Source organism: Phenylobacterium sp., from assembly GCF_036402295.1.
In the GTDB taxonomy this organism is placed as follows: domain Bacteria; phylum Pseudomonadota; class Alphaproteobacteria; order Caulobacterales; family Caulobacteraceae; genus Phenylobacterium.
In genome coordinates, this window is sequence record NZ_DASWTE010000378.1 from 1 (window position 1) to 23049 (window position 23049).

General features: G+C 69.7%; 24 protein-coding genes and 1 pseudogene. 12 read left to right on the forward strand and 13 right to left on the reverse strand.

The features are described from left to right. Positions 1 to 176, reverse strand: a pseudogene (locus VGD44_RS21995) (GAF domain-containing protein); the annotation flags it as partial. A 112-nt stretch (positions 177 to 288) separates the two neighbouring features. Here VGD44_RS21995 and VGD44_RS22000 point away from each other — a divergent pair. Beyond that, positions 289 to 459 (forward strand): hypothetical protein, encoded by a 171-nt coding sequence (locus VGD44_RS22000; RefSeq protein WP_331090519.1) that lies wholly within the window; start codon positions 289 to 291, stop codon positions 457 to 459. Between the two features lie 148 nt (positions 460 to 607). On the opposite strand, the gene VGD44_RS22005 is transcribed toward VGD44_RS22000, so the two are convergent. Next, entirely contained in the window at positions 608 to 889 is a 282-nt protein-coding gene (locus VGD44_RS22005; protein WP_331090520.1) for a GNAT family N-acetyltransferase, read from the reverse strand. A gap of 59 nt (positions 890 to 948) precedes the next feature. Here VGD44_RS22005 and VGD44_RS22010 point away from each other — a divergent pair, with 59 nt between their 5' ends. After that, positions 949 to 1542, forward strand: a complete 594-nt coding sequence (locus VGD44_RS22010; RefSeq protein WP_331090521.1) for a DUF3617 domain-containing protein — start codon at positions 949 to 951, stop codon at positions 1540 to 1542. Between the two features lie 89 nt (positions 1543 to 1631). Beyond that, positions 1632 to 2120 carry an SRPBCC family protein gene (locus VGD44_RS22015; protein ID WP_331090522.1) on the forward strand — a complete coding sequence of 163 codons (489 nt, stop codon included), beginning with the start codon at positions 1632 to 1634 and terminating at the stop codon, positions 2118 to 2120. Positions 2121 to 2271: 151 nt separating this feature from the next. Here VGD44_RS22015 and VGD44_RS22020 read toward each other — a convergent pair whose 3' ends face one another. Genes VGD44_RS22020 through flgK form a run of 5 tightly spaced genes read right to left on the reverse strand, consistent with a single transcriptional unit; the run spans position 2272 to position 7979 of the window. Then, the gene (locus VGD44_RS22020) at positions 2272 to 3462 is read right to left on the reverse strand and encodes an acetyl-CoA C-acyltransferase (protein ID WP_331090523.1); all 1191 of its coding nucleotides are present in this window, start codon (positions 3460 to 3462) and stop codon (positions 2272 to 2274) included. Between the two features lie 42 nt (positions 3463 to 3504). Continuing rightward, positions 3505 to 3702: a hypothetical protein gene (locus tag VGD44_RS22025; RefSeq protein ID WP_331090524.1), complete on the reverse strand. Its 198-nt coding sequence runs from the start codon at positions 3700 to 3702 to the stop codon at positions 3505 to 3507. Between the two features lie 12 nt (positions 3703 to 3714). Further along, on the reverse strand, positions 3715 to 4896 hold the full coding sequence (mnmA, locus tag VGD44_RS22030) for a tRNA 2-thiouridine(34) synthase MnmA (RefSeq protein ID WP_331090525.1): 1182 nt from the start codon (positions 4894 to 4896) through the stop codon (positions 3715 to 3717). Positions 4897 to 4942: 46 nt separating this feature from the next. After that, positions 4943 to 5872: a flagellin gene (locus tag VGD44_RS22035; RefSeq protein WP_331090526.1), complete on the reverse strand. Its 930-nt coding sequence runs from the start codon at positions 5870 to 5872 to the stop codon at positions 4943 to 4945. Between the two features lie 10 nt (positions 5873 to 5882). Then, positions 5883 to 7979 (reverse strand): flagellar hook-associated protein FlgK, encoded by a 2097-nt coding sequence (gene flgK, locus VGD44_RS22040; protein WP_331090527.1) that lies wholly within the window; start codon positions 7977 to 7979, stop codon positions 5883 to 5885. 425 nt (positions 7980 to 8404) lie between these two features. Between flgK and VGD44_RS22045 the strand changes: the two genes are divergently transcribed. The 4 genes from VGD44_RS22045 (at position 8405) to VGD44_RS22060 (ending at position 12590) form a co-directional block, all read left to right on the forward strand. Continuing rightward, entirely contained in the window at positions 8405 to 9934 is a 1530-nt protein-coding gene (locus VGD44_RS22045) for a flagellar hook-length control protein FliK (protein ID WP_331090528.1), read from the forward strand. A gap of 2 nt (positions 9935 to 9936) precedes the next feature. Beyond that, positions 9937 to 10677, forward strand: a complete 741-nt coding sequence (locus VGD44_RS22050) for a flagellar hook assembly protein FlgD (protein WP_331090529.1) — start codon at positions 9937 to 9939, stop codon at positions 10675 to 10677. A 56-nt stretch (positions 10678 to 10733) separates the two neighbouring features. After that, a complete protein-coding gene (locus VGD44_RS22055) occupies positions 10734 to 12134 on the forward strand; it encodes a flagellar hook protein FlgE (protein ID WP_331090530.1) in 1401 nt (466 codons plus the stop codon). A gap of 168 nt (positions 12135 to 12302) precedes the next feature. After that, positions 12303 to 12590 carry a DUF1153 domain-containing protein gene (locus VGD44_RS22060; protein WP_331090531.1) on the forward strand — a complete coding sequence of 96 codons (288 nt, stop codon included), beginning with the start codon at positions 12303 to 12305 and terminating at the stop codon, positions 12588 to 12590. 79 nt (positions 12591 to 12669) lie between these two features. On the opposite strand, the gene VGD44_RS22065 is transcribed toward VGD44_RS22060, so the two are convergent. Continuing rightward, on the reverse strand, positions 12670 to 13026 hold the full coding sequence (locus tag VGD44_RS22065) for a RusA family crossover junction endodeoxyribonuclease (protein WP_331090532.1): 357 nt from the start codon (positions 13024 to 13026) through the stop codon (positions 12670 to 12672). A gap of 83 nt (positions 13027 to 13109) precedes the next feature. On the opposite strand from VGD44_RS22065, the gene fumC reads away from it, so the two are divergent. Both fumC and VGD44_RS22075 read left to right on the forward strand, forming a co-directional pair. Next, positions 13110 to 14501, forward strand: a complete 1392-nt coding sequence (fumC, locus tag VGD44_RS22070) for a class II fumarate hydratase (RefSeq protein ID WP_331090533.1) — start codon at positions 13110 to 13112, stop codon at positions 14499 to 14501. Then, entirely contained in the window at positions 14501 to 14929 is a 429-nt protein-coding gene (locus tag VGD44_RS22075) for a GNAT family N-acetyltransferase (protein ID WP_331090534.1), read from the forward strand. The genes fumC and VGD44_RS22075 overlap by 1 nt, the downstream gene beginning before the upstream one ends. Here VGD44_RS22075 and VGD44_RS22080 read toward each other — a convergent pair. Then, the gene (locus VGD44_RS22080) at positions 14926 to 15897 is read right to left on the reverse strand and encodes a polyprenyl synthetase family protein (protein WP_331090542.1); all 972 of its coding nucleotides are present in this window, start codon (positions 15895 to 15897) and stop codon (positions 14926 to 14928) included. The two genes, VGD44_RS22075 and VGD44_RS22080, sit on opposite strands and share 4 nt — an antisense overlap. A 174-nt stretch (positions 15898 to 16071) precedes the next feature. Between VGD44_RS22080 and VGD44_RS22085 the strand changes: the two genes are divergently transcribed. After that, positions 16072 to 16812, forward strand: a complete 741-nt coding sequence (locus VGD44_RS22085; protein ID WP_331090535.1) for a tRNA1(Val) (adenine(37)-N6)-methyltransferase — start codon at positions 16072 to 16074, stop codon at positions 16810 to 16812. 18 nt (positions 16813 to 16830) lie between these two features. Here the strand turns inward: VGD44_RS22085 and VGD44_RS22090 are convergent, their stop codons facing one another. Next, positions 16831 to 17535: an enoyl-CoA hydratase/isomerase family protein gene (locus VGD44_RS22090; protein ID WP_331090536.1), complete on the reverse strand. Its 705-nt coding sequence runs from the start codon at positions 17533 to 17535 to the stop codon at positions 16831 to 16833. Then, a complete protein-coding gene (locus VGD44_RS22095) occupies positions 17532 to 17840 on the reverse strand; it encodes a GNAT family N-acetyltransferase (protein ID WP_331090537.1) in 309 nt (102 codons plus the stop codon). The genes VGD44_RS22090 and VGD44_RS22095 overlap by 4 nt, the downstream gene beginning before the upstream one ends. Before the next feature lie 226 nt (positions 17841 to 18066). Between VGD44_RS22095 and rsgA the strand changes: the two genes are divergently transcribed. Further along, positions 18067 to 19143, forward strand: a complete 1077-nt coding sequence (gene rsgA / locus VGD44_RS22100; RefSeq protein ID WP_331090538.1) for a ribosome small subunit-dependent GTPase A — start codon at positions 18067 to 18069, stop codon at positions 19141 to 19143. A gap of 130 nt (positions 19144 to 19273) precedes the next feature. Beyond that, positions 19274 to 20446, forward strand: coding sequence for a hypothetical protein (locus VGD44_RS22105; protein ID WP_331090539.1), 1173 nt, complete (start codon positions 19274 to 19276; stop codon positions 20444 to 20446). A gap of 48 nt (positions 20447 to 20494) precedes the next feature. Here the strand turns inward: VGD44_RS22105 and VGD44_RS22110 are convergent, their stop codons facing one another. Together VGD44_RS22110 and ilvC are read right to left on the reverse strand one after the other, a co-directional pair. Further along, entirely contained in the window at positions 20495 to 21361 is an 867-nt protein-coding gene (locus tag VGD44_RS22110) for a DUF2189 domain-containing protein (RefSeq protein ID WP_331090540.1), read from the reverse strand. A 212-nt stretch (positions 21362 to 21573) separates the two neighbouring features. Next, a complete protein-coding gene (ilvC, locus tag VGD44_RS22115) occupies positions 21574 to 22593 on the reverse strand; it encodes a ketol-acid reductoisomerase (RefSeq protein ID WP_331090541.1) in 1020 nt (339 codons plus the stop codon). Between the last annotated feature and the right edge of the window lie 456 nt (positions 22594 to 23049).

Sequence of the window (23049 nt, forward strand, 5' to 3'; positions counted from 1 at the left end):
TAGAACCCGGTCCAGAAATAGCTCTCGAAGCTGTTGGCCAGCATCGAGCTCACCGTCGCCATCCGCGCGACGACATTCGGCTCGCCGTCGAGCACCGCACCGATCTCCTCGGCCACGGCGGCGTACCGCGCGGCCTTCTCGTCCGGCAGGGCAAGATCGTTGAACGCTTCGGCCATGGCGGGGATGTAGCGACGCCGCGCTCGACACGCCATCCCCGTCCGCCCTCCCTCACAATTGTCATCCCGGTTTGGGCGAAAAGCCCAAGACCGGGACCCGTTGGACTTAGGGTTGCCCGAAGACCTGGCCGACCGCTGGCCAGACCTCCCCGAACCCACCTTCTTCCCCGACCCCGAGCTGCGCCGTCGCGACCCGGACGACCCCGAGTTCGACGCCGCCCCGCCGGCCACCGACCCGGCCTCCGCCGACGACCCGCCGGTCCCCTGGCCCAACACCGGCTGACGGCGCGAAGCGCCCCTGTTTCAACCACGGACCATCACCGACCATCACGGACGGACCGGGCCAACGCCCGAGCCGCGCCGCCTCACGTCGGTGATGGTCCGTGTTGGTCCGTGGTTCCAAAATGACTGCGCCTGCGGCGCGCGAGGGCCTACGCCACCAGGTCGCGGAACTCGTGGCTCCGCCGCAGCCAGGCGGCCGCGTACCCGCAGATGGGGGTGATCGTCAGGCCCTTGGCCCGCGCGTCCGCTGCCAGCGCCGCCATCAGCCGGCCCGAGGCGCCGGTGCCGCGCAGGGGCACGGGGCTGAAGACGTAGTCGATGTAGAGCCGCTCGCCCGTCTTGCGGTAGTCGGCGTAGGAGGTGAGACCCTCCTCGTCCATCTCGTAGCGGTCGCCGGTGTCCCTCAGCGCATTTGGGGGCAGTTCGGACATTGATCAGGCTCCCTGGGCCGCTAGGCTCGAAGCTGGGGAACGCGAACGGAGAGATCAAGATGCGAGTCACAGCCGTCCTGGCCATGGGCCTCGTCGCCCTCGCCGCCTGCTCGAAGAAGGAAGACAAGGCCGCGACGGCCGAAGGGGCGGGGGCTGCGGCGAGCGCGACCGCGCCGGCCGGGCCGGTGACGCTGCCCAAGCGCAAGCCCGGCCTCTGGGCCCACACCATCAACACCGAGGGCGCCACGCAGACGATGAAGCTGTGCATCGACGCCGACACCGACGCCAAGATGACCATCTGGGGCCAGGCGGCCTCGAAGGAGATGTGCGCCAAGAACGTCGTCACCGCCGTGCCCGGCGGCTTCGCCTTCGAGAGCGAGTGCGACATGGGCTCGATGGGCCGTAGCTCGGGCAAGGGCACGGTCAGCGGCGACTTCAACTCGGCCTATACGGTCAAGGCCACCAGCACGACGACCGGATCGTCGATGCCGCAGGCCAACCGGACCAGCGAGATGACCCTGACCGCCCGGTGGGAGGGGGCCTGTCCGGCCGGCATGAAGGGCGGCGACGCCAGGATCTCCGTGCCGGGAGGTCGCGAAATGACCATCAACATGGAACAGATGACCGCCATGGCAGGGGGCGGACAAAAATAATTCACGGTCCTGTCGGGGCAGGGGCGGCCCTGCCGTCCTAGGGGGGCAAAACGCGGAACACCACCCTGCCCCCCCGAGGAGAAACAAGTATGGCTACCCCCGTCGACATCGCCCCGAAAAACGAGCGTGAGCTGGTGCTGGCCCGCCTCGTGGACGCCACGCCGCAGCAGCTGTTCAAGCTCTGGACGACGCCCGAGCGGTTCCCCGAGTGGTTCTGCCCGCAGCCCTGGCGCGCCGAGGTCACCAAGATGGAGCTGAAGCCGGGCGGCGCCTCGGAGAACGTCATGTACGGCCCCGATGGCGAGGTCTTCCCGAACCGCGGCGTCTATCTGGAGATCGTGCCGAACGAGAAGATCGTCTTCACCGACGCCTTCACCGAAGGCTGGGTCCCGGCCGAGGACGGCGGGATGATGACCGCCACGCTCACCTTCGAGCCGCAGGCCGACGGCAAGACCCTCTACATCGCCCGCGCCGGCCACCCGACCGTCGACAAGCTGAAGCAGCACGAACAGATGGGTTTCCACGAAGGCTGGGGCATCGTGGCGGATCAGATGGAGGCGGTGGCGAAGACCCTGTGAGCCCTTCCCTCCCTTAATGGGGAGGGACAGGCCGCGCGGGCGGCCAGGGTGGGGAAGTGCGGGCCGAAGCGGGGAGGTCGGGGAGGATCGACTCCTCCCCACCCGTCTCGCTTCGCTCGCCACCCTCCCCATCAAGGGAAGGGACGCGGCCTCAGGCCAGCTCGACCGCCATGGCCGTCGCCTCGCCGCCGCCGATGCACAGCGAGGCCACGCCCTTCTTGCCGCCGCGCGCTTCCAGCGCCGCCAGCAGGGTGGCCAGGATGCGCGCGCCGGACGCCCCGATCGGGTGGCCCAAGGCGCACGCGCCGCCGTTGACGTTGAGCTTGGCTCGGTCGATGCCCAGATCGCGCTCGGCGATCATGGCCACCACGGCGAAGGCCTCGTTGATCTCGAAGAGGTCGACGTCGTCCACGCTCCAGCCGGCGCGCTTCAACGCCTTCTGGACCGCCGGGACCGGCGCAGTGGTGAAGAGGCCCGGCTCGTGGGCGTGCGCCGCGTGGCTCGCCACCCGCGCCACGATCTTCATGCCCAGCTTCCGCGCCACGCTCTCGCGCGTCATGACCAGCGCCGCGGCGCCGTCCGAGATGGAGCTGGCGTTCGCCGCCGTGATCGTGCCGTCCTTGGCGAAGGCGGGCCGCAGCGTCGGGATCTTCGACGGGTCGGCCTTCAGCGGCTGCTCGTCGGTATCGACCACCGTGTCGCCCTTGCGGCCGGAGACGGTCACCGGCGTGATCTCGCGCTTGAAGGCGCCGCTCTCGATGGCCGCCTTGGCCTTGGCGAGCGAGCCGATGGCGTACTCGTCCTGCGCCTCGCGGGTGAACTGGTAGCTGCGCGCCGACTCTTCTGCGAACGACCCCATCAGCCGGCCGGGCTCGTAGGCGTCCTCGAGGCCGTCCAGGTACATGTGGTCGAACATGGTGTCGTGGCCGATGCGGGCGCCGCCGCGGTGCTTGGTCATCAGGTAGGGCGCGCCGGTCATGCTCTCCATGCCGCCCGCGACGATCACATCCACCGAGCCGGCAGCGAGCGCATCGTGCGCCATGATCGCGGCCTGCATGCCCGAGCCGCACATCTTGTTGACGGTCGTGGCCTCGACCGACCTGGGCAGGCCCGCCCCCAGCGCCGCCTGGCGCGCCGGCGCCTGGCCGAGGCCCGCGGGCAGGACGCAGCCCATGACGATCTGTTCGATGGCGTCCGGCGCCGCGCCGGCCCGCTCGACGGCCGCCTTCACCGCCGCGGCGCCAAGTTCGGTGGCCTTCACGCCGGTGAGGACACCCTGGAAACCGCCCATCGGGGTGCGGGCGTAGGAGGCGATGACGACGGGATCGGAAGCTTGGGTCATGGCGCTCGATATAAATTCATGGGTTGTCGAAAACCAGCTTCCCTAGGGGCGCCTTGTCGTGATGTCGGAGTACGGCCCGCCGTCGCGGACCGTCTTGTTGCGGTAGATGACCGCGCCGACCACGTTCGGCTGCTGGCGGATGGCGTCGCAGAACTCCGGGAACAGGTCGGACGGCATCCACAGGCACGGCGCGCGCGGATCCTCGTCGCAGGCGATGTCCACGAGCTGGCGAGCGTCCATCGCCCGGCTCCGTCAGAGGTTGCGGACCGTACCCATGATGAACCCGCCGCCCAGCACGCGGCTAGGGGCTTCCGGCGCGTAGAGCACGCAGGCCTGGCCGGGCGCCACGCCTTCTTCCGGCGCATCGAAGATCACGCCCGGCGCGCCGTCGACGAGGCCCAGGCGGCCAGGCGCCGGCTCGCGCGTCGAGCGGACGCGCGCCAGCACCGGCCTGCCCGCGTCGCAGGCGGTCGCGATCGACGGCATGTCGCCGATCCAGTTGGTTTCCTTCAGCGTCAGCGCATGGGTCAGCAGCGCCTCGCGCGGGCCCACGATCACCTGGCGCTTGTCGGCGTCGATCTTCACCACGAACAGCGGGTCGCCCACCGCCACGTTCAGCCCCCGGCGCTGGCCGATGGTGTAGCGGGTAACGCCCTCGTGGCGGCCGAGTGTGCGGCCGTCCAGGTGCACGATGTCGCCCGCTTCCGCGCCGTGCGGGCGCAGGCGGTCGATGACCGTGGTGTAGCGGCCTTCCGGCACGAAGCAGATGTCCTGGCTGTCGGGCTTGTCGGCCACCGCCAGGCCCAGCTCGGCCGCCGCCGCCCGCACCGCCGGCTTCGGCAGCGCGCCCAGCGGGAAGCGCAGGTAGGCCAGCTGCTCGGGAGTCGTCGCGAACAGGAAGTACGACTGGTCGCGCGCCGGATCGGCGGCCCGGTGCAGCTCGGGGCCGGCGTCGCCAACGTCGCGGCGGACATAGTGGCCGGTGGCCATGGCTTCCGCGCCCAGGTCGCGGGCCACGTCCAGGAGGTCGCGGAACTTGACCGTCTGGTTGCAGCGCACGCACGGGATCGGCGTCTCGCCGCGGAGGTAGGCGTCGGCGAAGTCCTCGATCACCTGCTCGCGGAAGCGGCTCTCGTAGTCGAGCACGTAGTGCGGGATGCCGATGGCGTCGGCGGCCGTCCGTGCGTCGTGGATATCCTGCCCGGCGCAGCAGGCGCCCTTCTTCTGGATCGCCGCGCCGTGGTCGTAGAGCTGCAGCGTCACGCCGACGACGTCGTAGCCGGCCCGCGCCAGCAGCGCCGCGGTCACCGTGGAGTCGACGCCGCCCGACATGGCGGCCACGATCCGGGTTCCGGCCGGCAGGCGCACGGCCGCGCGCGCGGCCTCGATCAGGCCGTCGCTCAGGCGGTCGGGGACGAGGACCGGGGCGTTCATGGGCGCCGATATAGTCCCGATGCGCCCTTAATGGGAGAGCGGCCGCTTAGCGCAGCACGTTCAGCAGCGAGGATTCCTTCAGCGCCTGGAACACATAGGCCGCCGACTGCACCGACAGCTGCGCCGTCTGCAGGTCGGCCGCGGCCTGGGCCATGTCGGCGTCGGTGATGTCGCCCAGCATACCGGCCAGCGCGTTCGCACGGCTCTGGAGATCCTCGGCGATGGTGTCCAGGCGCTTCTGGTTCGTGCCGTTCTGGGCGGCCAGGTTGGTGACGTTCGAGCGCACCGTATCCCAATCGGCGAGCTGGCCCTCCAGGAACGCCCGCTGGGCGTCGGTCATCTGGCCGACGAAGGGCCCGCTCGCGCCCTCCTGGAACGCCTGGAACGCCTGGAACGCCTGCATCATCGCCGTGCCGATATCGTCGGCGAGGAAGCCGGTATTGACCGTGGTGGCCTCGTCCAGCTTGGCGGTCACCTGGAACTGGTCGTTCAGGAAGAAGCTGGAGATGGGCGGGCCGGCGGTGAGCTGAGACAGCGAGGTCACGGTCACCGGGCGCGTGTCCACCTGGCCGCCAGCGAACAGGTACTTGCCGCCGTAGCGTCCGTTCATCGCCTCCACGGCGCTGCTCAGCTGGGCCTGGACGTCCTCCACCAGCGTGTCGACGCGGCCCGAGGCGATGGCCTCGGAGAAGATCTGCCGAACGGCCTGGGCGGCGTCGGCGACGCGGACGAGACCGGTGTCCTGCGTCGAGAGCTTGTCGCGCAGCAGCTTGTTCTGGTCCTGGAACGCGCCGATGCGCGTCTGCACCGTGCGCATGGCGGTCATCAGCTCGGACGACTGGGCGTAGTCCTTCAGGTCCTGACCGTTCTTCTGGGTCGCGACCCTGTTGCCGGCCTCCATCTGACGCTGCTGGGCGGCCAGCAGGTTGCTCAGGACGGCGGAGTAGTTCCCGGGGGTGGTGACGCGAGTGACCATGGCGGACTCCTCAGACCATGTTCACCAGGACATCGAAGAGGTCGCTGGCTGCCTGGATCATGCGGGCGGAGGCGCTGAACGCCTGTTGATAGGTGGTGAGATTCACGAGCTCCTCGTCGAGGTTCACGCCCTCGACGGCCTGCCGGCGGGTCGTGGCCTCGCGGGCCACCGCCTCGGAGCTCGCCTTGCGGGTCTCGGCGGCCGCGGCGCCGCGGCCGATCGTGCCGCCGAACTCAGAGGCATAGCGGCTGAGCGACATGGTCACCTGGCCCAGCGAGCCGGCGGCCTGGAACTGCGTCGGGACCTCGCCGATCGTGGCCAGGCCCAGCGCGCCCTGCCCGTCGCCCGGACGGACGGCCACCTGGCCGATGGCGGCGGTCACGTCGACCTTGCCGACCGACATCTTGGTGGGATCCGACAGCAGCGTCGGATTGAGCTCGAAGCGGCCCGCGCGCGTCGAGCGCTCCAGGACGCCCAGGCCGAAGAACTCGCTGATCGACGGGCCGCCCGCGCCGCGCTCGGTGTTGTCGGTCACCACCGACAGCTTGGCGTCCAGCGGCGCCGCGCCCGAGAAGGCCAGCACACCGTTGGCGTCGAGGCTGAATGAGCCATAGAGGCCGACGCCGGTCGCATTGTTGTTCAGGGTGTTGAGCAGGTCGCTCATGTTGGCACCGGCGGGCACGGTGATCGCCACGTCGCGGATCGGCCGGCCGTCGGGATACGAGAGCCGGAAGTTGATCTGGTCGCCGGGCGTGAACCCGTGCGGGCTGGCGGCGGTCAGGCCGGTCGCATAGTTGGTCTGGCCGGTCTGCTTGATGAGATCGTTCAGGCCGAAGAAGTGCGAGAAGCCGCGGCCGGCCTTCTGCGACGTGCCTTCGTCGATCGCAAGGCCGTTGCCGCCGGTGGCGTTCAGGGTCAGCGCGCCGCCCGCGAAGGTGGCGCTGCCCGCCCCGCCGAGTGCGGTGTTGAGGTCGGCCAGGAAGGTGGCCGGCGTGAAGGCCGCCCCGGCGCCGCCGTTCACCGAGATCGTGCCGGCGGTGAAGTCGACGGCCACCGTCCGCTGCATGACGCCCGCGGCGTTGACGATGGCGATCGTCGAAGTCCCGCTGAAACCGCTGACCGCCGTCGGCAGGTCGAGGCCCGTGTTGCGCCCAGCCATGGTCGCCGGAGCCGGATAAGCTGCCGCGTCGTTGTGCGCCGCGTTCAGCTGGTCGACCGCCTTCGAGACGAACTCGCCCAGCTGGTCGTAGAGCTTGGGCAGCTCTACGTCGCGCAGCTCGGTCAGACCCTTGAGCTCGCCGCTGGTGAGCTGGATCGGCTGGTCGGCGTTACTGCCGGACGCGCGCGCGGTGATGTAGCCCGGCGTCGAGTCCGTGGAGACGTAGGTGAGCTTCGCGGGCTGGTCGCCCGCCAGCAGCACGCCTTCCACCGAACGCACGTCCACGCCCCCGCCCGTGCGGGGGGCGATGCGGACGTTCATCAGGCCCGACAGCTCGTCGAGCAGCTGGCTCTGGATGTTCTCCGAGCCCGACGCGTCGGCGCCGACCAGGCTCGCGCGCTTGATGTCGGCGTTCAGGATCGAGATCTGCTCGAGCAGGTGGTTCGCGCGGTCGACGCCGGCGGTGATGCGGGTCTCGACCGTGTCGCCCAGCGAGACGATCTGGCTGTTGATCCGGTCGGCCTCGGTCAGGAAGTCCTGCACATTGGACAACGCCTGGCCGCGCAGCAGCGTGGACGACGGGTCATCGGCCAGGGTCGAGAAGGCCGAGAAGATCTTGTCCAGCCGGTTGAAGAAGAAGCCGTCGTTGCCGGGATCGCCGAACAGGCTCTGGGCGTTGTCGAGGTACTGCGAGACCGCCGACCACCGCTGGGCGTCGGACGAGGCGGTGAGCGAGGCCAGCTGCAGGTACTGGTCGGTGACGCGCCGGATGCCGTCGATCTTCACGCCCATGCCGGCGCCGTCGACGACCAGGGACTCCTGGTTGACCGCCTTTCGCACGTAGCCGGGCGTGTTCACGTTGGCGATGTTGTCCGAGACCGTGCGCAGCGAGGCCTGCGCGGCCTGGAGGCCCGAAGAGGCGGTCAGGAGGGTGGCGCTGAGCGACATGAATTAAGGCTCCGCCCGGCAAAGGCTGACGCGTGACCCGGCGGATTCTGCCGAGGCAATGGTGAACGCTCGCGCGTCAGGCCGGAAATTCTTCAATAGTTTCAACATGGGTCCTTCCATGGACCGGATGAGTTCACAGATTGAAGCGCAAGAGCGGCGCCAGTTGCGGCAGCGGCGGGCCGGACGGTCCGGACGAGGCCGGATCGGGTGGGCGGCAGGGAATGCCCCACCGGGTCGCAGTCGGCTCGGCAAATTCCTCCGCAAGCGGCGCCTTAGCCCGTCCCGAGATGGCTCTTTTTCCTTTAAAATCAGCCCCCTGACCAACTGGCGCGGAGGTTGCTCAGGAAGGTCCGAATGTTCGGCGCAGGACGCGCCATCCCTCACATCGAAGCCTCCCGCTTCGAAGCTTTTGCTTCCAGGGGCCCATGACCGCGTCCGCGATCAACACTGCGTCCAACGCCTCCGCCGCCGGCCCAGCCGGCGCTGCTGCCTCCGCCAAGGGTGCAGCGGGCGCAGGCGCATCCGCCGGCTTCGACGCCCTGCTCGCCGCGCTGTTCCCGCAGGGCGCGCCGGCAGGCGCGCCCGAGGCGACGGCGCCCGGCGCGGTCGCGGCGCCGCAGACGGCACCCCTGTTCGCGCCTGCGCCGGACGTGGAAGACGCCCCGGTCGACGAGTCGCTGGCCGTCCCCGCGACCGAGCCCCAGGCCGCCCCTGTGCTCGGTTCGGACGCCGCCGCGATGCTCGCCACGGCCCAGGTCGCCCAGCCGGGGCCGACCGTCCAGCCCGATCAGACCACCGCGACCACACCCGCCGCCCACGCATGGGGCCGTGACAAGGCCAAGGGCGCGCCTGCGCAGCCCGCGATCCTGAACGCCAATCCCCGCGCCGACCTGGCCGGCAAGCTCGAGCTTGCCCCCGAAGCGACGGACGATGCCTCCGCGCCGGCGACCGAAATCGCCGAGGAGGCGCCCACCGGGCACGCGCCGGCCGCCGCGCAGCGGGGTCTCGCACAAGCGGCCGCCAAGGCCGCCGCGCCGGCCGCGGTCGTCGCGAACGCTCCCGCGCCGCCCCCGACAGCCGACATCCAGCTCGACGCGCCGGCCGCGCCGCCCCCTGCGCCGACCGAGGCGGTTGCGCCTGAGGCGGCCGCGCCCGACGTCGCCGCCCCGCAGGCCCAGGCCCTGGCCGCCAGCCAGTCCGCCTCGAAGCCCGAAGCGCCGCCGGCGCCGGCCGCCCGCTCGCACCGCAGCGATCGCGCGAAGACCGTCGCCGAAGCCGAGAGCCATTCCGACCTGAAGCCGCTGCAGGCCGCCGACAAGCCGGTCCATGCCAAGGCCGTCGACGGCGCTGCGAAGTCCGCGGCCGCCTCGACCGAGGCGAAGGGCCCGGAACTCGCCGCGCCCGAGGCGGAGGTCGTCGCCGACGCGCCCGAGGCGTCGCTGCCCGCCGAGACCCGCGCCGCCGAGCACTCGGCCGCCCCGACGGTGCTTTCGACGCATGCCGTGCGTGGTTCGCCCGAGACCGTCGCCCACCTGGCGGCGCAGATCATCAAGAAGCTGGACGGCCAGACCACCCGCTTCGACGTCGAACTGAACCCGCAGGGCCTGGGCAAGGTGGACGTCCGCGTCGAGATCGGCGCGCACGGCCAGCTGACGGCGTCCATGCTGTTCGACAACGCCCAGTCGGCGCAGGACCTGAAGTCGCGCGCCGCCGAGCTGCAGCGGGCGCTCGAGCAAGCCGGCTTCGACCTCTCGGGCGGGCTTTCGTTCGACGTGGCCGACCACGGCCGCCAACAGGGCCAGGCCTGGCAGGACCAGGACGACAACGGCCGCGCCTTCCGCGGCCAGGCCTTCCGGGCCGCTCTCGAAACTGCGGGCGACGCGGCTGACGCCGCCGCCCAGGGCGCGCTGCGCCTGCGCCGGGGTGTGAACGCCGGCCTGGACCTGAGGATCTGACCATGGTCGACGCCGTCTCCTCCACGACAGCCGCCGCCTCCGCCACCGGGCGGGCGCGCCTGGCCGAGAACTTCGACACGTTCCTGTCGCTGCTCACCACGCAGCTGAAGAACCAGGACCCGCTGGCGCCGATGGACTCCACCCAGTTCACCCAGCAGCTGGTGCAGATGACGGGCGTGGAGCAGCAGCTCCTGACCAACGACCTGCTCGAGAAGCTGGTGGGGAACACCGGCTCGGGCGTCGCCACGGCCGTCAGCCTGATCGGCAAGGAAGTGCGCGCCGACTCCGACCTCGCCGCGCTCTCGGGCGGCAAGGCCGAGTGGGTCTACAAGCTCGACCGCGCGGCGTCCGACGTGAAGATCGAGGTACTCGATTCCAAGGGCCGCGTGGTCCAGACGATCGCGCCCAGCGACAACAACGCCGGCGAGCACACCTTCAAGTGGGACGGCAAGACCGCCGGCGGCTCCACCGCCGCGGACGGCGTCTACAGCCTGCGCGTCACGGCCAAGGACAGCGAAGGCTCGGCAGTGCCCACGGGCATCGTCGCCCAGGGCGTCGTGACCGGCGTGCAGCAGGTCGACGGCCAGACCCTCGTCACCATCGGCGGCGCCCAGATTCCCTGGGAAAAGATCACCCTGATCCGCCAGGCTCCCGAACCCGAGACCGACGACACCCAGACGGCGTCGAACTCGAACACCAACAACCCTGACGACGAAGAAACGTCGACCCCAGCGGCGGCCTGACCGGCCGACCCTCCGCAGGACGCGGATCCGCCTAAGGACAAGAACGGAACAGAACCATGAGCATCAATTCCGCCATGCTCGCCGGCGTCTCTGGCTTGGTGGCCAATTCGTCTGCGCTGGCCGCGATCTCGGACAACATCGCGAACGTGAACACGGTCGCGTACAAGCGCAACCAGGTGAACTTCGCCAACGTCGTCACCGCCCAGGCGGTGAAGGGCAAGTACTCGGCCGGCGGCGTGCAGGGCATCACCCGGCAGTTCGTCAGCCAGCAGGGCCTGATCCAGTCGTCCGGCTCGGCGACGGACCTCGCCATCTCCGGCGACGGCTTCTTCATCGTCACCGACAAGGGCGCGGGCCTGACCGCGGCCGACGCGCGCAACTTCACCCGCCAGGGCTCGTTCAGCGTCGACGCCGACGGCTACCTGGTCAACGACGCCAAGCTCTACCTACAGGGCTGGCCGGTGCAGGCCGACGGGACGTTCAACGTCAATCCGTCCGACCTCTCCAACCTCGACGCGATCAACGTCAAGAACCTGGGCGCAGCGGTCACGCCGACCGGAAACGTCGGCATCAGCGCCAACCTGGACAAGGCGGCCGTGGTGTCCGCCGGCGAGGCCACCTACAACCCGGCGACGGTCTCGATGGCGCACTACGCCGACGACGACACGACCGGCACACGCCCGGACTTCACCGTCGAGATGAACGTCGTCGACTCCACCGGCGGGTCGCGCAAGCTCGCCATCGCCTTCCTGAAGACGGACGCGGCGACGCCGAACACGTGGCACGCGGAAATCTACTCGATCCCCGCCAGCGACGTGGACAACGGCGCCGGCGGCGTCCCTGGCCGCCTCGCCGCGGGCCAGGTGATGTTCAATTCCGACGGCACGATCGACCTCGCCACGACGACGCTGTTCGGCGCCGCGGGCGCCACCCCGAGCCTGACCCTCGCCGACTCGACGGCGACGGGCACGGCCGTGGCGCCGGCCTGGGCCGACGGCCTCGGCCTGGCCGGGCAGACCATCGACCTCGATCTCACGAAAATCACCCAGTACTCCTCCACCTCGACCGTGAACGCGATCACCAACGACGGCGCTGGCGTCGGCAACATCGTGGCGATCGAGGTCAGCGAGGAAGGGGTCGTCTCGGCGATCTACGACAACAGCCAGATCCGCACGATCGCCAAGGTCGGCATCGCCACCTTCCCGAACGCGGACTCGCTCGCGCAGGTCAGCGGCAACGCCTACCGGCGCACCGACGACGCGGGCGAGATGACGATCAAGGAAGCGGGCGTCGGCGGCGCGGGCAAGATCTCGCCTTCCAGCCTCGAAGCTTCGACCGTCGACCTGTCTGCTGAGTTCACCGGCCTGATCCAGACGCAGAAAGCTTACTCGGCCTCGTCGAAGATCATCACCACCGCTGATCAGATGTTGGAAGAACTTATCAACATCAAGCGCTGATACTGATCGTTAACCGAGGCCAAAACCTTTCGATGATCTCTACTGTATTAAAATGGTACACGGAGGGTCCCGTGGTTAGGCGTTTCTTTACTAAGGCGATTCAGCGCCTGTTAGGGGCCTTGGGTTACGTTGGGCCTCTATCAGTGATGGTGAGGCGGTAGAAAGCCCATGCTTCAACAGCAACAGACGCGCACGAACAGCCGAGGCGAAGCCTATGTCATCGGCCCGACCGGCGCGCCTCTGACGAAGAACGATCTGCCGCCGCCGAACACAGGTCGGTGGGTGATCCGCCGTAAGGCCGAGGTTGTCGCGGCCGTGCGGGGCGGGCTGATCACGCTCGAAGAAGCGCTGGAGCGCTACTCGTTGACCAACGACGAGTTCATCTCCTGGCAGCGCTCGATCGAACGTCACGGCATGCCCGGACTGCGCACGACGCGATTGCAGCAGTACCGCTGATCCGCCCGTCCCCCATTCGGACGGATCGCGAAAGAGAGCCGGCCGCGCCCCTGCACCCCGGGCGCGGCCGGTTTTCGTTTCAGGACAGCCGGCGCACGGTCACCGTGATCCGCTCGCGCTCGCCAGGTCGGCGTTCCACCAGGAGCCGGGCGACCTGGGCGTCGTCGTGGAAAGCGTAGCCCTTGATGGCGTCGAGGATCGCCTTGGCCAGGTTGTCGAGGTCGAGCCACGGCGGCTCGCCCACGTACTCCATCCCGATCTCCACCGAGAACTCGCCCCAGGACGGCCGCGAGCCGCGCCAGGCCTTGCGGAAGAACTCGTAGATCAGCGGCTTGTAATACTTGGCCTGGGTCGTCAGCCCGTCGACGCTCACCTCCAGTAGGCCGTCCGCCTCGCGGGCGCGCACCTTGCCGTGCTGGATCCAGACTTCGCTCATCGCGCACGTCATAGCCGCCCGGCGGCTTGCAGTCTTCCGGCCAGGGGGTAAACGGTGGAGCCCTCACAGCCTGGGGGACATCCATGAGCGCGACCCGCACCGAGACCGACACCTTCGGCCCCATCGAGGTCGCGTCCGACCGCTACTGGGGCGCCCAGTCCCAGCGCTCCATCGGCAACTTCAAGATCGGCTGGGAGAAGCAGCCCAAGGCGGTGATCCGCGCCCTGGGTGTCGTCAAGCGCGCCGCGGCCGAGGCCAACATGGAGCTGGGCCGGCTCGACCCCGAGATCTGCAAGTACGTCGTGGCCGCCGCCCAGGAAGTCATCGACGGCAAGCTCGACGACCATTTCCCGCTGGTCGTCTGGCAGACCGGCTCCGGCACCCAGTCGAACATGAACGCCAACGAGGTGATCTCGAACCGGGCGATCGAGATGATGGGCGGCGTGATGGGCTCGAAGAAGCCCGTCCACCCCAACGACCACGTCAACATGAGCCAGTCGTCGAACGACACCTATCCGACGGCCATGCACATCGCCTGCGCCGAGCAGGTGGCCAAGGAGCTGATGCCGGCGCTGGAGCACCTGCACGCGGCCCTGAAGGTCAAGGAACAGGCCTTCGCCCACATCATCAAGATCGGCCGAACCCACACCCAGGACGCCACGCCGCTGACACTAGGCCAGGAGTTCGGCGGCTATCGCCAGCAACTGGCCAACGGCGTGCGGCGCATCAAGGAGAGCCTCTACGGCCTCTATGAGCTGGCCCAGGGCGGCACCGCTGTGGGCACGGGCCTGAACGCCCCCGTGGGCTTCGCCGAGCTGGTGGCCAAGAAGATCGCCGCCATCACCCACCTGCCCTTCGTGACCGCGCCCAACAAGTTCGAGGCCCTGGCCGCCCACGACGCCATGGTCTTCAGCCACGGCGCGATCAACACGGTCGCCGGCTCGCTGTTCAAGATCGCCAACGACATCCGCTTCCTGGGCTCGGGACCGCGCTCCGGCCTCGGCGAGCTGGCCCTGCCCGAAAATGAGCCCGGCTCGTCGATCATGCCGGGCAAGGTCAACCCCACCCAGTGCGAGGCCCTGACCATGGTCTGCGCGCAGGTGTTCGGGAACCAGTCGACCATGACTTTCGCCGGCGCCTCGGGCCACTTCGAGCTGAACGTCTTCAACCCGGTGATGGCCTACAACTTCCTGCAGTCGTGCCGACTGCTGGGCGACGCCGCGATCTCGTTCACCGACAACTGCGTGGCCGGCATCGAGGCCCGCGAGGACAACATCAAGGCCGCGCTCGAACGCTCGCTGATGCTGGTCACGGCGCTCAACACCAAGATCGGCTACGACAACTGCGCCAAGATCGCCAAGGCCGCGCACAAGAACGGCACCACCCTTCGCGAGGAGGCGGTGGGCGGCGGCTATCTGACGAACGAGGAGTTCGACGAGTACGTGCGGCCGGAGAAGATGATCAGCCCGGGCTGATGGTCCAGCTGGTCCGGATCGCGGACGAACTGCCAATCGGGTTCGAGGATCTGCGCGCCGAGGCGGACGCGGAGGGGCACAGACATATGAGCCGCCTCGCGCAGGACATGGCCGCCACGCCGGAGATGTTCACGGCCCTGCTCGCGGCGTTCGAGGGCGGCGAGCTGGTGGGCGTCGGCGGACTGACCGTCGAGCCCCAGGCCAGTTCCGGCGAGGCCTACCGCATGCGCCGGCTTTACGTGGCGCAGCGTGCCCGGCGCTCGGGCGTCGCCCGCGCGATCGCCAATGCGCTCCTGAGCGAAGCGCTGAACCTCACGCGGCTGGTGACGGTCCACGCCGGCAACCCGGGTGCTGAGCGGTTCTGGGAAGCGCTGGGCTTCGATGCCGTCGCGGGCCGTCCGTGGACCCACGAGTTTCGCAACATCTAGGCCCGGCGCATCACAGCAAAGTCGGCGAGGTCCTGGAGGGCTGGGCGCCAGCTGTTGGAGCCGTAGTCGCCGCCGATGGCCGCCTTGGCGGTGTCGGCGTAGCGGCCGGCGAGCGCCAGGGTCTCGTCCAGCGCGCCGGTTTCGCGCATCAGCTCGCGGGCGTGGTCGAGGTCGCCCTCCTGCTGCTCGCGCCGGTCGACGGTTCGGACCCAGAAGTCGCGCTCGGAGCCGGCCGTGCGCTGCATGGCGAGCAACAGCGGCAGGGTGACCTTGCCTTCCCGGAAGTCGTCGCCCGGGTTCTTGCCCAGGGTGTCGGCGTCTCCAGAGTAGTCCAGCGCGTCGTCGATAAGCTGGAAGGCCAGGCCCAGGTCCTGGCCGAACTTGCGCATGGCCCGGCAGCGCTCGGGCGAGGCGTCGGCGGACACCGCGCCGGCCTCGGCCGCGGCGGCGAACAGCTCGGCGGTCTTGGCCTTGATGATCTCGATGTAGACGTCCTGGGTCAGGTCCAGGTCGTGGCTGCGGGTGAGCTGCAGCACCTCGCCCTCGGAGATCACGCGGCTGGCCCGGGCCAGGATCTCCAGCGCCGGCATGGAGCCTGCGCCCACCATAAGCTCGAAGGCGCGCGCGAACAGGAAGTCGCCGACCAACACGCTGGCCGGGGCGCCCCAGATCAGGTGGGCGGCGACGCGGCCGCGGCGCAGCTGGGAGCTGTCCACCACGTCGTCGTGCAGCAGGGTGGCGGTGTGGATGAACTCGACGGCGGCGGCGAGCTTCAGGCAGGCGTCGTCGCGGGCGCCGCATAGGCGGGCGGCGGCGATGGTGAGCAGCGGCCGCAGGCGCTTGGCGGAGCCGGCGATCAGGTGGTCGGCCAGCGCCGGGATCACCGGCACGGGGCTGTCCATGTGCTCGCGGATCAGGCCATCCACAGCGCGCATGTCGGGGCCCGCCAGCTTCAGCAGCAGGTCCAGGGAGGGCGGGCCGGCGACGGCCTGGGCGGCTTCCAAACGACGTATCCTACTTACCGTGTCAGGCGTCCGGATGGAGGCCGTCCGCCGTTTGCCGGGACAATGGTGACGCGATAGGGCACGGTCAAGCGACCGCAGCCGATCACGTTCAGTCCCTTCTACACCAAGGCCCGCCGGATGGATGCCACGACCGAGGACCGCCTGCTGGATGGACGCATCCGCCTGCGCCAGCCGGTCCGCGGCTACCGGGCGGGGATGGACGCGGCGCTGCTGGCCGCAGCCTGCGACGCGAAGGCGGGGCAGCGGGTGCTGGAGGCTGGCTGCGGCCCCGGCGCAGCGTTGCTGGCGGCCGCCTCGCGCAATCCTGAGTCCAGCTTCACCGGCGTGGAGCGCGAGGCCGAGGCGCTGGCGCTGGCGCAGGAGAATATCTCCCTGAACGGCCTGGAGGACCGCGTGGAAGCGGTCGCCGGCGACGTGTCGCAGCGGTTCTCGACGCTGGGGCTCGCGCCCTTCGACGCAGCGCTGGCCAATCCGCCGTTCTTCGACGACCCGGCGGCGCTGCGCGGCCCGGCGCCCGAGAAGGCGGCGGCCTGGATGGCCGACGAAGGCCTGATGGCCTGGACCGAGTTCCTGGGGAAGGCCGTGCGCGAGGGCGGGACGGTCACGGTGATCCACCGGGCCGATCGGCTGGCCGACCTGCTGGCCCTGCTGGCGCCGAAGTGCGGGTCGTTCCAGGTGCGGCCGATCCATCCTTTCGCCGACGAGCCGGCGAAGCGGGTGCTTGTGCGCGCCATCAAGACCGGGAAGGCCCCGTTGAAGCTGTTGCCGGCGCTGGTCCTGCACGACCGCGGAGGGGCCAAGCACCGGCCCGAGGTCGAAGCCATTCTGCGGGGCGAGGCCGCCCTGCCCTGGGCCTAGTCGGCGGCTGGACCCGGATCAGCCTCCCCGCAGCGCGTGGGTGAGCGGATCGTCGCCCGAGGCGGCGAGTTGCGCCAGCCGGGTGAGCGTGGCGCCGCGGAGCTGGTGCTTGACCGTGCCGAAGGCCGGCTGCGCGGCGAGCTCCCTGGCGGCGACGATCGCCGCCGCCTCCAGCGCCTCGGCGGCATGCAGGGTGTCGACGACGCCCAGGGCGTGGAGCTCGGCCGGGGCCAGAACCGCGCTGGTCAGGGTCATGCGGCGGAGCAGCGACGGCGACAGCTCGGCGCGGATCACCTCCAGCGGACCGGCAGGGAACGGGACACCAGCGCGGGCCTCCGTGAGGCCCAGCTTGGCGTCGGGGACGTCCACGGCGATGCGCAGGTCGCAGGCCAGGGCCATGACGAGCCCACCGCCCAGGGCGTGGCCGCCGATCGCCGCCACAGTCGGGAACGCCAGGCCGTAGAGCCGGTGGACCATGCGGGTGATCGCCCAGATCATCTCCGCCCGCTCGCCGCCCGAGTAGGCGGCGAAGGCCCGGGTGTCGACACCGGCTGAGAAGACGCCGCCCGCGCCGGTCAGCACCAGGCCCGCCGGGCGCTCGTCGCCCATGCGCGCAAACGCGGTCTCCAGCGCCAGGATGGTGGGCAGGTCGAGCGCGTTCACCGGGGGCCGGTTGATCCGCAGGACGGCGACGCCGTCGAGGGTCGTGCGCTCGAGGTTCATGGCAGGCCCAGCGGCTCGCGGCAGCTCTCGTCGACGATATCGTGCTGCGCGGGATGCTTCTTCACCCAGCCGGCCATGAAGGGGCAGGTCGGGATCACCTTCAGTCCGTTATCGCGGGCGTAGCCGAAGGCGAAGCGGGCGAGCGCGCTGGCGACGCCCTTCCCTTCGAACTCGGGCGGCACGACGGTGTGGGGCAGGACGATCTGGCCGGGTTTCAGGCGGTACTCGGCGAAGGCGGTGTGGCCCTCCAGGTTCACCTCGAACCGGTGACGCTCGGTGTTGTTGGTCACGTCGACGTCGGCCATGGCGCGCTCCTTCTCCCAAGGTCTTCTTGACGGACCGCGGCCCGGTCGCCAAGGTCCGCCGCATTCGGCGCAACCCGCAGCAAAGGAGAGGTTCGTGATGTCGCCCATTGCCCACGCAGCCCTTCGCTGCGTCGCGCTGCGCGCTGCCTAGCGGCAGCTCATCCCCCCGACAGGGGATGCCCTGGCGTCGACGCCTGACTGGCTCGCTGATCCAAGGACATCTCCATTGTTGACCCAATACGGCTGGAGCCCTGAGCTCCAGGACCTCTTCAAACCCTATGCGGCCGACGGCTTCGTCCCCGGCCGGATCGTCGTGCAGCACCGCGGCGGCTACCGCCTGATCACCGAGGACGGCGAGGTGGACGCCCGCGCCTCGGGCACGCTCCTGAGGTCAGCCGCCGACGACGAGCGGCCCGCCGCCGGCGACTGGGTGGCGATCGAGGCGCGACCCGGCGAGACCACCGCGCTCGTGCGCCATGTGCTGCCGCGCAAGACCGCCTTCATCCGCAAGGCGTCGGGCCCGCGCGGCGGGGCCCAGGTCGTGGCAGCCAACGTCGACGTAGCCTTCCTGGTCGCCTCGCTGAACGCCGACCTCAACCTGCGACGGCTCGAGCGCTACCTGGCGACCGCGTACGAGAGCGGGGCCGACCCGGTGGTCGTGCTGACCAAGGTCGACCTCATGGACGACCCGTCCGAGGCCGTGGCCGAGGTGGAGGCGATCGCGATCGGGGCGCCGGTGCTGGCGGTGTCGTCTAAGACCGGCCAGGGGCTGGACGCCGTGGCGGCGCACCTGCCGCCGGGCCGCACGGCGGTGCTGCTGGGCTCGTCCGGGGCCGGCAAGTCGACCCTGCTGAACGCCCTGGCCGGCGAGGAGCGGATGGCGACCGCCGAGATCCGCGAGGACGACGCGCGCGGCCGGCACACCACCACGCATCGCGAACTGGTGCTGCTGCCGTCCGGTGGGCTGATCCTGGACACGCCGGGCATGCGGGAGCTGGGCCTGTGGGACGCCGGCGCCGGCGTCTCGACCGTGTTCGAGGACGTGGAGCATCTGGCCGGGCAGTGCCGGTTCGGCGATTGCACCCACACCCGCGAGCCCGGCTGCGCCGTCAGGGAGGCGATCGAAGCCGGCGTCCTGCCGGTCGAGCGTCTCCGCGCCTACGAGAAGCTGCAGGCGGAACTGGCCTACGAGCGCCGGCGCAGCGATCCGCAGGCCGCCAAGGATAACCGCCGTCTGTGGGCGTCGCGCCATAAGGCGGCCCGGGCGTGGATCAAGCAGAAGCGCGGCATCGACGACGGCTGAGCGCGCCGACGCCGGGCGCAGCCCCAAGACGACACGGGTCGGAGCTTTTCGAACTTTCGGCATGACCTTCCCGTGCGTCAGCGGCGGGCGGGTGTATGATCGCAGCAAAGACTACAGGGAGGATCACCCTATGCGCCACGCCCTCGTTCTGGCTTTAGGGACCGCGCTCGCGACCACCGGTTTCGGCCTCACGGCCTTCGCGGCGCCGCCTGAGAAGGCGCCGGTCTCCGCGGCGGCGAGTTCGTCGATTCCGCCGGCCGGCTGGAAGCGGCCGCGCAACGCCATGGGACAGCCGGACCTCTCCGGCTACTGGTCCAACGCCACGCTGACGCCGCTCACCCGCAACCGCCGCATCTCGGACAAGGCCGTGCTGACGCAGGCCGAAGCGAAGGCGTTCGAGAAGTTGTGGGCCGACGCGCTCGCCGAGTCGGACGCGCCGACCGACCAGAACGAATCCACCCAGGAGGTGCAGGCCAAGCTCACTGGCTCGAAGCTGGTCGAGATCCGGCCCGATTTCATCGCCGCGGGCGGTGACACCGGCGGCTACAACACCTTCTGGATCGATCCCGGCACCCACCTGGTGGAGATCAACGGCCAGTACCGGACCTCGATCCTGACCACGGAGAACGGCATGCCGCCGGCCCGCAAGGCCGGCGCGCCGGCGGCGCGCGGGGGCGGGTTCCGCGACGTCTACGACAGCTACGAGACCCGCAGCCACGGCGAGCGCTGCATCTCGGGCTTCGGCCGCAACACCGGCCCGCCGATGCTGCCCAACGGCTACTACAACAACAACTATCAGATCGTGCAGACCCGCGACGCGGTGGTGATCGAGGTGGAGATGATCCACGACGCGCGGATCATCCGGCTGAACGGGACGCACCGAACCGACGGCCTGCGGCCGACGATGGGCGACAGTATTGGCCGCTACGAGGGCGACACCCTGGTGGTCGAGACCACCAACATCCCCGAATCGCAGCAGTTCATGGGGTCGTGGAAGAACCTGAAGGTGACCGAGTGGTTCACCCGGCTCTCGCCCACCAAGATCCTCTACAAGTTCCAGGTCGAGGATCCGGAGTTCTGGGACAAGCCCTGGGGCGGCGAATACACCTTCAACACCCTGAACGGCCGCGTCTACGAGTACGCCTGCCACGAGGGCAACTACGCGCTCCCCGGCATCCTGGCCGGCGCACGGCAGAAGGAGAAGGAAGCGGCCGAAGCCGCGGCCAAGTCCGCCGCCGACGCTGCGGCCGCCGCGGCCAAGGCGGCGCCCGCGAAGGGCAAGGGGAAGTCCGGCGCCGACTAGCGGCGTGAGCCCTCCTCCGCGATGGAGGAGGGCTCAGCGCCGACGACGTCAGACGACGATCTTGCGGTACAGGCGCCAGCTCGCGTGGCCCAGGATCGGGACCACGACGATCAGGCCGACCAGGGCCGGGATCGAGCCCAGGGCCAGGCTGAACGCGATGATCATCGCCCACACCGCCATCGTCCCGGGATTGGTCATCACGGCCTTCACCGAGGTCTTGATGGCGATCCAGAGGCCGAGGTCGCGGTCGAGCAGCAGCGGCACCGAGACCACGCTGATGGCGAAGGCCACGACCGCAAACAGGAACCCCACCGCGATGCCGCCGACGATCAGGGTCGGGCTGGCTTGCGAGAGGAAGACGTTCTCCAGGAACACCCGCAGGGTGGGCGGCGTGTCGGCGCCCAGGGTGGCGACGCCGATCTGGTAGGCGACTGCGAGCCACACGCCGAAGATCGACAGCAGGATCAGGCCCACGCCGATGATCGAGCCGATCGCGGGGTTGGCGAACACCTTCATGGCGTCGAGCCAGGTGACGTGCTCGCCCAGTTCGCGCCGGCGGCTCATCTCGTAGAGGCCGGTGGCGGCGACGGGACCCAGGATCGCAAAGCCCGAGGCCAGCGGGAACAGCATCATCAAGAGGTTGGCGTTGAAAGCGATGGCCGCGAGCACGATGCCGGCGATCGGATAGATCAGGCCGACGAAGAGGACGTCGTCGCGGAACGCGCCCATGTCTTCTGCGCCCTCGCGCAGCGCGGCGCGCAGGTCGGCGAACCCGATCCGGCGCACCTGCGGGGCCACCTGGCCGGCGTGTCGCTCGGGATGCGGGATGAGGAACTTCGCGAAGTCGCGCACCGCCCACGCGAACTTCTCGACGGCATACTCGAACGGGTTTTCGATGTGATGAGGTGTGGCCATGGCTGTCTCCCGCACCCAGGGGTTCGGGGTCTGGCCTGCCGCGGCGCCACTGGGACTCGTGGCGGACCACAACCCTTCGAAGCCCGACGGTAGCACGAAACGGCGGCGGCGGGAGGGGTCGGGCGCCTGGGCCGGACCGACCACGGGGAAGATACGAAAACGGCCCGGGACTTGGCGTCCCGGGCCGTTCGGCTCGTCGTGTGGTGCGCGGATCAGTTGCGCGCGGTGTCCACCAGCTTGTTCTTGGTGATCCAGGGCATCATGGCCCGCAGGCGGCCGCCCACTTCCTCGATCTGGTGCTCGGCGCCCCTGCGGCGGGTGGCCTTGAAGCTGGCCTGGCCGGCGGCGTTCTCGGTCATCCAGTCGCGCACGAAGCGGCCCGACTGGATGTCCTCCAGCACGCGCTTCATCTCGGCCTTGGTCTCGGCGGTGACGATGCGCGGGCCGGTGACGTACTCGCCGTACTCGGCCGTGTTCGAGATCGAGTAGTTCATGTTGGCGATGCCGCCCTCGTAGATGAGGTCGACGATCAGCTTCACCTCGTGCAGGCACTCGAAGTAGGCCATCTCGGGGGCGTAGCCCGCCTCGACCAGGGTCTCGAAGCCGGCGCGGATCAGCTCCACCAGCCCGCCGCAGAGCACGGCCTGTTCGCCGAACAGGTCGGTCTCGCACTCCTCGCGGAAGTTGGTCTCAATGACGCCCGAGCGGCCGCCGCCGATGGCCGACGCATAGGCCAGGCCGAGGTCCATCGCCCCGCCCGTCGCATCCTGGTGGACGGCGATCAGGCACGGCACGCCGCCGCCCTTCTGGTACTCGCCCCGCACCGTGTGACCCGGGCCCTTGGGCGCCACCATCAGCACGTCGACCGAGGCCTTGGGCTCGATCAGGCCGAAGTGGACGTTCAGGCCGTGGGCGAACAGCAGCGCCGCGCCGTCCCTGATGTTGGGCTCGATGTCGGCCTTGTAGATGTCGCGCTGGATCTCGTCGGGGGCCAGCACCATGAGCACGTCGGCCCACTTCGCGGCCTCGGCGACGGACATCACCTTCAGGCCGTCGGCTTCCACCTTCTTGGCGGTGGCCGAGCCGGGCTTCAGCGCTACGGCGACGTTCTTCGCGCCGGAGTCGGTCAGGTTCAGCGCATGCGCGCGCCCCTGCGAACCATACCCTACGATCGCGATCTTCTTGTCCAGGATGCGGGAAATGTCGGCGTCGCGGTCATAGTAGACGCGCATGATTGTTCTCCTAGGACAATGAAACCTGCCGCGCCTGCGCAACGCAGGTGCAGCAAAGCCGGGGGTGTGAAGCGGTTTTTTGCGCGAACGTCAAGGGAAGCAGCGTCACAGGCGGGTCCATCAGGGTCTCCGGAAGGCGGGGAGCGGACGGGCCCAAAGAAAAAGCCCCGTCCGGATCCCGGCGGGGCTGGTGTTCGGGTGGTCTGCGGCCGGCTCGCTAGAGCCGCACGAAGCCCCTTACCGGCCCGCCGGAGGCGGTCGGAATAAGGGTTACGAGCGTGACGAGGGCGGCGCGCATCGCGGCTCCCATAGCCTAGCGTGCGCGGCGGCGCAAACCATGGCATCCGATGGCCATGACCCAACGGATCGCCGTCGGGCCTGCAGAGGACCTGGCCTGATGGCCATCGAGGTTACGCCCGAGATCAGCCTCGAGGACGACGAGGTGCAGGTGCGCGC